The 11,242-nt window shown below is 68.1% G+C and carries 9 protein-coding genes; 5 read left to right on the forward strand and 4 right to left on the reverse strand.

Annotated features, from left to right (window positions below; genetic code table 11):
• Nucleotides 1-3 precede the first annotated feature (3 nt).
• The 3 genes from ACWPN5_RS25795 to ACWPN5_RS25805 all read right to left on the reverse strand — a co-directional run bounded on the left by ACWPN5_RS25795 (nucleotide 4) and on the right by ACWPN5_RS25805 (nucleotide 2,619).
• Entirely contained in the window at nucleotides 4-645 is a 642-nt protein-coding gene (locus ACWPN5_RS25795; RefSeq protein ID WP_014242550.1) for a chemotaxis protein CheC, read from the reverse strand.
• Between the two features lie 240 nt (nucleotides 646-885).
• Nucleotides 886-2,037, reverse strand: a complete 1,152-nt coding sequence (gene argE / locus ACWPN5_RS25800) for an acetylornithine deacetylase (protein WP_200477897.1) — start codon at nucleotides 2,035-2,037, stop codon at nucleotides 886-888.
• Nucleotides 2,038-2,271: 234 nt separating this feature from the next.
• Nucleotides 2,272-2,619 carry a hypothetical protein gene (locus tag ACWPN5_RS25805; protein WP_145673325.1) on the reverse strand — a complete coding sequence of 116 codons (348 nt, stop codon included), beginning with the start codon at nucleotides 2,617-2,619 and terminating at the stop codon, nucleotides 2,272-2,274.
• 379 nt (nucleotides 2,620-2,998) lie between these two features.
• On the opposite strand from ACWPN5_RS25805, the gene ACWPN5_RS25810 reads away from it, so the two are divergent.
• Complete coding sequence (locus ACWPN5_RS25810) at nucleotides 2,999-3,511, forward strand: DUF2934 domain-containing protein (RefSeq protein WP_145687720.1); 513 nt, start codon at nucleotides 2,999-3,001, stop codon at nucleotides 3,509-3,511.
• A gap of 22 nt (nucleotides 3,512-3,533) precedes the next feature.
• Here the strand turns inward: ACWPN5_RS25810 and ACWPN5_RS25815 are convergent, their stop codons facing one another.
• Nucleotides 3,534-4,829 (reverse strand): family 4 glycosyl hydrolase, encoded by a 1,296-nt coding sequence (locus ACWPN5_RS25815; protein ID WP_492298207.1) that lies wholly within the window; start codon nucleotides 4,827-4,829, stop codon nucleotides 3,534-3,536.
• Between the two features lie 198 nt (nucleotides 4,830-5,027).
• On the opposite strand from ACWPN5_RS25815, the gene ACWPN5_RS25820 reads away from it, so the two are divergent.
• From ACWPN5_RS25820 to ACWPN5_RS25835, 4 genes are all read left to right on the forward strand, one after another.
• Nucleotides 5,028-6,362, forward strand: coding sequence for a GH1 family beta-glucosidase (locus tag ACWPN5_RS25820; RefSeq protein ID WP_492298209.1), 1,335 nt, complete (start codon nucleotides 5,028-5,030; stop codon nucleotides 6,360-6,362).
• A gap of 197 nt (nucleotides 6,363-6,559) precedes the next feature.
• The gene (locus ACWPN5_RS25825) at nucleotides 6,560-7,306 is read left to right on the forward strand and encodes a hypothetical protein (protein ID WP_492298211.1); all 747 of its coding nucleotides are present in this window, start codon (nucleotides 6,560-6,562) and stop codon (nucleotides 7,304-7,306) included.
• A gap of 130 nt (nucleotides 7,307-7,436) precedes the next feature.
• Nucleotides 7,437-9,584: a glycosyltransferase family 2 protein gene (locus ACWPN5_RS25830; RefSeq protein ID WP_492298213.1), complete on the forward strand. Its 2,148-nt coding sequence runs from the start codon at nucleotides 7,437-7,439 to the stop codon at nucleotides 9,582-9,584.
• A gap of 13 nt (nucleotides 9,585-9,597) precedes the next feature.
• Entirely contained in the window at nucleotides 9,598-11,139 is a 1,542-nt protein-coding gene (locus tag ACWPN5_RS25835) for a DUF6212 domain-containing protein (protein WP_492298214.1), read from the forward strand.
• Nucleotides 11,140-11,242: the final 103 nt, after the last annotated feature.

Below are 11,242 nucleotides of genomic sequence, written 5' to 3' on the forward strand. Positions count from 1 at the left end.
CGCTTAAACTCGGTCGGTTCCATCGGGCGTTCCGGAGGCGATGCGGTCGATGAATCCATGGATCAGTCCCTTCAGCGACTCCAGAGACGACAGGCCCATGAGCAACGCGATGTAGCCGCGGATGCTCCGGCTGCGGATCAGGAAGTCGATGTAGAGGAACATCACCAGCTCGTCGGGGTTCGGCCCGTTGCTTTGGAAGATGCGGTCGCTGTCACCGCGCAACACGCTGGGCAGCGAGATGTCCAGATTGTCCTTCAACGTGTTGGCCATCACGACCAGGCAGCCGTTGAGGATGATGTTGCCGATCTCCGCCAGCGCGTCCTGCTCGAGATCGACGATCTCCTCCAGGCTCAGCTCGCTGCCGAGGACGGCGCGGGCCAGTTCCAGACTGTTGGTCTCGGGGAAGATCAACAGGGCGCGGCCGGAAAAGGACCCGTCGAAACGCTGCTCGACCGCGACGAGGCTCATCTTCTCGCGCGCGGCCAGAAGGCCGGCGGCGTCGTTGCGGCTGACGATCTCGATGGAGGGAACGGACAGCAGGACCTGATCGGCGACCATGCGGCTGAGGTTGGTCGCGGCACGGCCGACGCCCATGTTCACCAGCTCGGTCAGCGCGTCGCGCTCAAGGTCGCTCAGATCAACCATGCACCGGCGCTCCCGTTTCCATGGACGCGCCGCGGCACCGGCGCCCCCGGGCACAGTGCGACAGGAACGCCGTCAAAGTCTCCCCCGTCGACGGCATAGGCCAAATTGGGAGTGCTCTAGGCGATTCAGCAACAAGGCGCCGTCGATCCAACAATTGGTTCCTTCCATTGATCGCGGTCTGAATAAAAAGGCCGTCTGTATTGTGATCCGGCGTGACGCTCCGCCGCACCCCGTTGCGGGTCAGGCGGCCAGCCGGCGGACGAGATCCCGGAGGAAGCCTTCGCAGGCCGTCACCTGGGCGGTGTCGATGTATTCGTTGGGCTGATGCGCCTGATCGATGGAGCCCGGTCCGCAGAGCACGGTGGACAGGCCGGCCTCCTGGAACTGCCCGGCCTCCGCCGCGAAGGAGACCATGCCGGTGTCGTTGCGCCCGGTCAGGGCGTGACAGAGTTGGGCGGCCGGCCCGTCCGGCTCCGGCGCCAGCCCGGGGACCCCGGCGAGCTGCTCGGTGCGGATGTCGCAATCCGGGCTGATCCGCCGCATGGCGGCGCGCAGCCGCTCGCATTCCGCTTCGAAGCGGTCGCGGTAGCGCGTCCAGTCGTCGCCGGGCAGCGGACGGATGTCCCAGACGAAGGAACAGTGGCGTGCGGTTATGTTGGCCGCCGTGCCGCCCTCGATGGTGCCGACCTGCAACGTGGTGAAGGGCGGGTCGAAGCCGCAGGCGCGGTCCGCGGCGGCGGCGTTCTCCGCCGCCATGTCACCCACGAGATTGACGAGCCGCGCCGCGGTCATCACGGCGCTGACCCCGCGGTCGATCTGGGACGAATGGACCTCGTGCCCGGTGACCGTGGTGCGCAGCACGTAGCAGCCCTTGTGGGCCAGCACGACCCCCATCGAGGTCGGTTCGCCGACGATGACGGCGCTGGGGCGCGGCAACTCATCGGCGATGCGGGCGATCATGGCCGGCGCGCCGATGCAGCCGACCTCCTCGTCGTAGGACAGCGCCAGATGCAGCGGCCGCTTCAGCCCGGCCGCCAGGAACTCCGGCAGCAGGGCGAGCGCCACGGCGGGGAAACTCTTCATGTCGGCGGTGCCGCGCCCGTAGAGGCGGCCGTCGCGCTCGACCAGGGTGAAGGGATCGGTGTCCCAGGGCTGCCCGTCCACCGGGACGACGTCGGTGTGGGCCGACAGCACCACGCCGCCCTCGGTCATCGGGCCGATGGTGGCGAACAGGTTCGCCTTGGCGCCGTCCGGGCTGGGCACGAGCCGGCTCTCCACGCCATGCCCGGCGAGATAATCCCGAACCCAGTCGATCAGCGCCATGTTGGAGCGGCGCGAAACCGTGTCGAAACCGACCAAGCGGGCGATCATCGCCTTGGAGACGTCCTGCACCCTTGCGATCCATTCTGCGGGACGGCGGCGCCGGCCCCACGCTTGTGATAATCTTTAGCAGTCAGACACTGGGGCCTGCATCCAACGATGTCAAATGAGTCGTCCGGATTACGCGGGCATAGCGGCCAACGGCAAACACCGGTTGAGCGGCGCTCCGCCAGCGGGAGCGCCGCTCAACCGGTCGCAACGCGGGATCGCTCAAGGCGGACCGTCTCCGGGAGAACGGAGGAGCGGTCAGGCCGCCGACCAGGCCCTCTCGGTGAGGATCGTGCGCACCAGCGTCAGCGCGCTCTCCGCGCTCTCGCGCCCGTCCAGCTTCGCCGCCACCGCCTCGATCTGGGCCGGCGGCAGGGTGGCCCGCAGGCGGCGCACCGTGTCGGTCAGGTGCTTCTTGGCGAAGCGCGCCTGGTTTCCGCGCTCCGACAACTCCTGGAAGGCCAGCCGCCGGGTGGTCGCGTCGCGCCCGGCGCTGGCCGCCGTTGCCCGCTCCGCCGCCGCGGCAAGCTCGTTGGAGGATTGGAGGTAATTGCTGATGGCTTCGGTCAGGATACGGTTGGCTTGAAGCAAGGGATCAAGGGACATGCGCTGAACTCTTTGCCTTCCGTGACGGCTCTGGGCCGCAAACGGCCCCCTGCCAAGACGTTTCACCCGAAGTTACTGGGGCCGGCCGCTCCGCTACAACCCGGCGAAGGGTTCTATGCGGACCGCAAGCCAACCCAGCGCCGGTGCGGGTGCGCGCCACCGACGCATGGTCTATCACCGTCCGCTGTCTGTCGAGGCGGGACAAGCAATGGGCCTATGAATTTCCTATGAACTAAGGCACGCTTTCTTTGTGTACGTTTATCGTCACATAAACCGGGCACTAAAACGGGAACCCACGGGCGCAGGACGCCGTTTTCCTTGAGCGTCGATGTTTCTGCGGCCATGCCCACTTGGACCAAGCCCATTTGGAGACGGAAGAATGCAAGGCGATCGTGAGGACCGCATCCGCCACCGCGCCTATGAAATCTGGGAGCGCGACGGGCGACCGGAGGGACGGGGGGAACAGCATTGGGCGCAAGCCTGCGCCGAGATCGAAGCCGAGGATCGCACGGTGACCACGGCGGAGCCGGTCGCCATGGTCGCGGCCGTCAAGGACGCCGCCAAGGGCGCCGTGAAGAAGGCGGTCCGCCGGACCAAGACGGCGGCGACCGAACTGCTGGGCGTCGGCTTGAACGCCGTGGTCGATGTCGTCGAGGAGGCCGTCGCGCCGAAGACGCCGCGCGCCCGCAAGGCCAAGGCCGAACCGGTCGCGGCAAACGAATCCTCCGCCGAAACCCCGGTCGCGGTGCCGGTTCCGGAGGCCCCGAAGGCGGCGAAGGCGCCCCGTGCCAAGGCCGTGAAGGCGGAACCCGTGAAGGCGGAAACGGTGAAGCCGGTCGCCCCGCGCGGTCGCCGCAAGCCGGCCGCGTCGGACACCGAACCGGCCCATTGACCCGCACCGGCCCTGCGCGTTCCTACACACAGGCGCGGATGTAGGGCCGGTTCGCCTCCCACAGTTCATCCAGGATCTTCACGGCGGCGTCGGTGGAATTCACCACCGGGTCGATCAGCAGAGCCTGGAGCGCCAAGTCTTTCGAGGCGTGGACCGCCGCCTCGACGGACAGTTGCTGCACGCTCGCCTGGACGTGCAGCAATTTGGCGATCGGGTCGGGCAGGGGGCCGAGCGAGACCGGGTGGACGCCCGCCGCGTCGGCCAGCAGCGGCACCTCCACCGCCAGATCGGGCGGCAGGTTGGGGATGGCACCCTGGTTGTAGACGATCCCCGATTCAATGAAGCGTTTTTGGTTGTGCAGCACCCCGGCGATGACCTGCACCGCCCGCTCGCCCCAGGATGGCTGCGTCCAGTCATCGGGCACCGGCGTCGTCCCGGCGATCGTCCCGTCCATCAGCGCGTTGAGGATGCCGCGCCCGCGCTCGTCCTCCGCGAAGTCGAATCCATGCTCCCCGCCTTCCCAGCCGTAGGGGAGGTATTCGCCCATATGATCGTCGCTGCAGGTCGGCCACAGGCCGAAGCTGGTGAACAGGCGGCGGGTCAGCGGTGTGAAGGACGGGTCGTGGGTCTTCTCCCGCTCGCGCAGCAGCGGGTAGAGGTCGCGTCCGCTCGCCCTGTCGCGGATGTGCATCAGCCATTGGAAGTGGTTCAGCCCGGCCCCCCAGACCTCCACCTCCTTCTCGGCCATGCCGAGGATCTGGCAGATGAACCAGCGCGCCAGGAAGATGCCGTGGCACAGCCCCAGCGTCTTGACCTTCGTGTACTTGCCGAGGCCGAGGACGACACGGCTTTCCGGATTCGACAGGTTGATGAACTGGGCGCCCGGGCACAGTTCCTCGATGTCGCGGGCGAAGTCGAAGATCAGGGGCAGGGTGCGCAACGTGAAGAACAGGCCGCCGGGGCCGCCGTTCTCGCCCAGCGTGTGGCGGATGCCGTGCTTCTTCGGCACCTCGAAATCGAGCTTCCACAGGCGGTTGCGGTCGATGGCGACGGAGTTGACGACGAACTCGGCACCGTCCAGGGCGGCGCGGCGGTCGGTGGTCTGTTCGATGATCAGGCCGGCGGCGCCCTTGGCGTTCAGCAACCGGGCGAGCGCCGTCATGCGGTCGAGCGCCGCCGGATTCGTGTCCACCAGAGTCAGGGTGCTGCCCGCAAGCTCCGTCGTGGTGAAGAGGTCGCGGTACATGCTGAGCCCGAAGGCCGCGCTGCCGGCGCCCAGGAAGACGATCTTGGTGGTTTTGCGAGTGGTAACGGCCATGGGATGCCTCCCGCCGGCGGGAATGCTGCTGTGCTGATTTGTCAGGGCAGCCGCCTTTGGTGAAGCATACACTTGTTAAGACAGAGAGACTATACCGGATGGTCAGAATAAGTGTGGTGATCTCTTCGCTTGTGCAACATGATTTTCGCGCTCGCGACAGTGCACCAGCAGCATAATCACTTCAAGGGAGTCCCCGTCATGGCACTCTTCACCTTTCCCAAGGACTTCCTGTGGGGGGCGTCAACCGCGGCCTATCAGATCGAGGGGGCGATTCATGAGGACGGGCGCGGTCCCTGCGTGTGGGATAGCTTCACCGACGCCGGGCGCATCCAGGACGGCAGCAGCGCCGCCATCGCCTGCGACCACTACCATCGTTGGGCGGAAGACATCGCGCTGATGAAGGACGCGGGGTTCAACGCCTACCGCTTCTCCGTCGCCTGGCCGCGCATCCTGCCGAGCGGGACGGGGGCGGTGAACGCGGCGGGACTCGACTTCTACGACCGGCTGGTGGACGGGCTGCTGGCCGCCGGCATCCGGCCGATGGCCTGCCTCTACCATTGGGACCTGCCGCAAACTCTGGAAGACCACGGGGGCTGGCAGGGCCGGGAGATCGTCGGCCCCTTCGCCGACTACGCCCGCATCGTCGCCGCCCGACTGGCCGACCGGGTGAAGGACTGGATGATGCTGAACGAGCCGAACGTGGTCGCCACCCACGGCTACGGCACCGGGGAGCACGCGCCCGGCCACAAGCTGGGCGAGGCCGGCATCCTGCGCGCCCTGCATCACCAGAATCTGGCGCAGGGCGCGGCGCTCCGCGCCATCGCTGCCGAGCATGCGGGCCTGACGCTCGGCACCGTCATCAACATCCAGCCCTGCCGGGCCGAGAGCGACCGGCCAGAGGACGTCGCGGCGGCGGCCCGCTGGGACGCGGTGTGGAACCGCGTGGCCCTGGACGGCGTGATGCGCGGCAAGATCCCGGAACTGATGGCCGAGCGGATGAAGGACTTCGTTCTGCCGGGCGACGCGGAGGCGATCCGCTTTCCCATCGACCTGCTGGGCATCAACTACTACTCGCGCATGACCATGAAGCACGAGACGGGGCATCCGTTCGACGTTTGGTGGGGCGACGCCCATTGCGACCGTTGGACCGCCATGGCTTGGCCGGTCCAGCCCGATGGGCTCTACGACCTGCTGATGGAGTTCAAGCGCGACTACGGCAACCCCGCCGTCTTCGTCGCGGAGAATGGTGCGGCCTATGACGACGTGGTGACACCGGACGGGCGGGTGCATGACGCGGAGCGTGTGGCCTTCCTGCGCGACCATGTGGCGTCGGTCGGCCGCGCCCTGGCTGATGGCTGCAACGTGAAGGGCTATCTGTGCTGGAGCCTGCTGGACAATTTCGAATGGGCCTTCGGCCTGTCGAAGCGGTTCGGCATCGTCCGCGTCGACTATGACACGCTGGTCCGCACGCCCAAGGACAGTTACCATTTCCTGAGCGAGGTGGCAAAGAGCGGGCGGCTTGATCTCGCGTGAAGAATAGGAAAGCAGGCTGTGCGGAGCGATGCTCCGTCGGCCTGTTCTTCTTTCGGGGAGCGGAGATTTCGGATCATTGATGGTTCGAGAGCTAATCATTAGAAAATTAAGAATTTTATATTAATTTATTATTCACAATGTTGGCTGCAGATGATCCGGTATCGCACGCCTTGCGTTCAGGATCACCGGAGGAAGCCATGGGAATTTCCGACGTTTCGGCATCCTTGTTCCAGGCCACCGCCGCGGCCTCCGTGCAGGCGAAACCCGCCGCTGCGAAGGCCGGCGCCACGGACGGGAGCGGACCGGCCGCCTCCTCCAAGACCGACAAGGTCGATCTGAGCGATCTGGCGTCGGCGCTCAAGGGCGACGCGCTCGACCTGTTCACGAATCTCTCTGCGGAGGATCGGACCTCCCTGGGCAAGCTCGTTTCCAGCGGGGCGCTGTCGGCGGACGAACTCAACGACGCGCTGTCGTCCGCCCTGAAGTCGGAGCGCAAGAAGGCGTTCTGGCAGTCCGCCAGGGAGGACGCCGAGGCTGGGCGCACCCCTGAAGGCGAGGCGCGGCAGAAAAGCATGAAGGCCATCTCGGATCGTATGGAATCGGAGTTGGAGAGCCGGCGCGCCGCCATGCATGCACCAGGGGTGAGTCCTCAAGACCGCTTGGCCGCGCTGAGCAAGTTGAGCGAAGACCTGAAGGACATGCAGAATTCGTGGGATCAACTGGCTGGTATCGGCATGCCCATGAAAGCCTACACCCTCAAAGGGGGCGATGAGCGTTTCTTTGCAACGTCGAAAGAGCAGGCGGCTGGGCAGAAATTAAAGGATCTGGGATTCAACTCCGCGACTTTTGACAAGGTGCTTTCGAGCCAATCCAAGGATTTTGCGCAAAAGTATCTGTCCGAGGAAGGGACGTCCCAGATGACTTTGGGGAACGTGAACAAGTAGCCTGCGATGTACTCAGCGTTGGCTTTTTCATATCATCCGAGTTCAAGCATAGGATGTGTGTGGACCCAAACATTCCTGTCCCCGAATTGTCACATCGGACTTAAGCGGAAGCGGTGCTATCGACGGTGTCGTGTCACTGCTGCGTTCGCCCATGCATTCCGTTGGAACTCACACCGCTTCAGCTTCAGGGTCCGGTGACGCCGACGACGTCCGCGCGGCCATCGTCGTGCCGACCCACAAGCATTCGGGCCTGCTGGTCGAGGCGTTGTCCACCGCGCTCGCCCAGGACACGGACTTCGCTTACGCCGTGGTGGTGGTCAACGACGGCTGCCCCTTTCCGGAAACGGAACGGGTGTGCCGGGAGTTCGCCGCGGCGCATCCGGGGCGACTCTTCCATCTGCGCAAGCGCAACGCCGGGCTGAGCGCGGCGCGCAACAGCGGGATCGCCTTCGCCCTGGACGCCTTTCCGGCGCTGGAGGCCGTCTACTTCCTCGATTCCGACAATCGCATCCGGCCCCATCTGCTGCAACGGATGCTGGACGCGCTGCGGGCGGCCGGACCGGAGGTCGGCTGGGCCTATCCGGACGTCGACAAGTTCGGCTTCTTCGAGTTCTGCGACATGTCCGGCGCCTATTCGCCGCTGGAGCATCTGTTCCGCAATGTCAGCGAGGCGGGCAGCATGGCGTCGCGCCGCCTGCTCGACAGCGGCGCCCGCTTCGACGAGGCGATGCGCCAGGGCAGCGAGGATTGGGAGTTCTGGCTGCAAGGGCTGGAGCGCGGCTTCCACGGGGTCCATGTGCCGGGCACCGGTTTCAGCTACCGCCGCCGCGGCGAGAGCATGCTGACCGAATCGGAGCGCGACTACCGCCCCATCCTGACCCACATCCAGAAGCGCCACCCCGCGCTGTTCGCGGTCCGGGCCGTGCTGCGGGCGGAGGCCGCCGTCGGCCGGCGGTACGCCGTTCATCTGCCCGACCGCGCCATCGTCCGCTGCGTCACCGACCCTGAGGTGGGGGAGGAAGACCTGCCGCTTGCCGACTTTGTGCGCCGTGCCCTGCGCGCGCCGGAACGGCCCGGCTATGGGGAGTGCCCCGGCCTGCTGGCGGTGATGGACTCGGGCCTTTACGAATTGCTGAAGCGCCACCGGCTGCTGCGCGGCACGCTGTGGCTGCTGGAGCGCGCGGCGGCCCAGGCGACCCTGGTGCGTGCCGCGGTGACGGCGCGGGCGGTGGAAAGCGGCGGCGCGCTGTCCTGGTCCGGCACCCCGGTGGGGCTGCAGGCGGACGCGCCGTTCCCCTTGCCGGATGGCGGGGCGGCGATGGCGATGCTGCCGACCGCGGCCCTGCTCGACCTCGTGCGGCGCCAGCCGGCGGGCGTTCCCCTGCTGGAGCGAGACCCCCGGAGGCCCTGCGCCGAGGCCCGGCTGAGCCTCACCCTGGCGTTGCCCGGCGCGGTGCAGCCACCGCCCGGCGCGGACTCCGCCCTGTCCGCACTGCGCGAGGCGATGGCCGCGGCGTGGTCGCGGCCGGCCAACGGCGGCTGGGCGGCGGCGCCGATCGACCGCTACCGTGCCGGAGTCGCCACGCCGGAGGATGTCTACGAGACCGTGCATCGGCTGCCCTCGGTGCTGCCGCTGCTTCCCCCCGCGGGGAACCGGCGTTTGGCCGCGCTGGTGGCCGATCCCGCCGACGCAGGGGCGCTGGAGACCGCCGCGCGCCTGGCCCGCTGGCTGGCCGGCAGGGGCTATGACGCGCATCTGGTGGCGCTGGGCGGCGGGACCCTGTCCCTGACCGCGGCGGCGGCCTTCGCGTCGGTGATCCCCCACCCGCTGCCCCTGGTAATGCCCGAACGCCCGCTGACCCATCGCGACGCCTATCTGGGCACCCCGCTGCGCCCCTTGGACGCGGTGGAGGAGGACAGGGCGGTCGGCACGCTGGCGGTCTTTGATCTGGTGGTGACCGTACGGCATGGCGCGGCGCACCCGCTGATGGGTCGTCTGCGCGCGCTCGGCGTCACAGGCTGGGCGCTGCTGGGCGCGTCCGCCGTCCCGGACGCGCCGTCCCTGGCCGACGCGGTCAACGGCTGCGCCGCGTTCGAGCATGCCTACCAGACCATTGTGACCCTCGATGCCCGGACCTTCCGCCTGTGCCAGGCTTTAGGTTTCCCGCCCGACAAGCTGCGGCGCTGGGAGGATGCGGCGGAGCCGGATGCCGATCCCGAATGGGCCGCCTGCGCGCCCCTGTCCTCCTGCCTTCCCGAACCAACCGCGGCCGCCTGAAAAGGGTGTCATCATGAAGCTCTCCACCCCCGCGGCCCAGTTCGCCCCCCTCTACGACGGCACGCCGGCGCTCATCGCCGTCGGCTGTGGGATGGAGCTTGATGGCATTCCTCTTCGTGTGCTGCGGCTGGTCCGTCACGACGGCGGCCATCTGCTGCTGTCCGGGGACGCCGGGGTGGAAGAGGGCGCGGCGTTGCGCACGCTGGCCATCCCGCCGTCCGCCGTCCGGGCGGTGTGGTGCGGCGACGAGGCGGCGCGGCGGGACGCCGAGCGGCTGCTCGGCTGGTGGGAGGAGGCCGGCGGGCCGGACAGCGCGCCGCCGCTGGTGACGGGCGACGCGTCCACGCTGCTGCACCGTCTGTTGGCCCAGGCCTTCGGGGAGATCGACGGGCTGCACCGCCGCAACGCCGGGCTTCAGCGCACCCTGTCCACCCTGCGCGAGGAATGGGGCCGCTCCGTACGCCTGCCGCCCGAGGCGGTGGAACTTCTCGACGCCCTGCGCCTCAGCCCGCCGCGGCTGGTCTTCGCCACGCCGCGCCCGGTCGGAGCGCTGCCGGTGCCGCTGCGCCATGGCCGGAATCCCGCGGGCGCGGCCGAGATCGTGCAGCGCCTGCCGGCGGGCGCGCGGGGGCTGGCGGGACTCGACCTGCACATCGATCAGGCGCCGAAGGGAAGCGGGGTGCTCGCCGTCGCCCTGACCGGCGTCGAGACCGGCGAGACCATCGCGGAATGGGTGCTGTCCTTCGGCGATCTGCGGGCCGGGTGGCTGCCGTTGCGCCTGCCCGCCGCCTGCACCCGGATGGATCGTCTTCTCGACCTGCGGATCGGCGCCATCGGGGTGGTGACGGAGGCGCCGCGCCTGTCGCTGGCCCAGGCCGGTCTGCTGGACGAATACGCCGTCGCGCCGCCGGCCCGCGCCGTCGGGCAGCCGGCCATGCTGGCGCTGCGGCTGTGGGGCGGGCTGCCGGGGTTGGAGTACGGTGCTGCGGCGCATCTGGCGCCGCATTCCGCGCCGGACCATCTGGTCTGGCCGCTGACCCAGCCGGTTTTGGCGCAGGTGCGCAAGGGGCGCGAGTTCGAGGCGACCTTTCCCTGGTTCGGCCTGCTGCGTGGCGGGCGCATCCTGCTCCACCCGCTGCACGGCGTCGTCACCGCGGCCCACATTCCGCTGGACGAGGTGCCGGGCGCCGTGGCGGTTCGGGCGCGTGCGGTGGTCGACGATCCGCGCTGCCGCACTCCCATCGCCTGCAAGCTGGTGGTGGCGCCGCCGTCGCTGACGGTGGACGAGGCGGAGCGGGAGGAGGGCATCCTCGCTTCCAGCGGCTGGATGGTGCTGGAGGCGCCGCGCCGACCGCTCGACCTCGCAGCGGTTCTGGCGGCGCCCTGGTCGGGGCCGATGGCGCTTCATCTTTTCACCGACATCCCGGACGGTGGCCATGGCCTGTACGGGCGCACCCTCTTTTCCGATTTCGAGCTGGAGATCGATTCCCGCACCGCCTGGACCATCCCGCCCCTCCTGCCGGCGGCGGCGGACGGGGTCGCCGCCACGCCGTGACCAACTATGACTTTGTGGCGGTGCACCAGAGCTTTGGTGCGGTGCGGGGCAAGCTGTTGGTAATAAACTGTTCGTTAGGGTAAAGGAGGTCTTGCTTCAAGCC

Source organism: Azospirillum sp. UENF 211521, assembly GCF_058780535.1.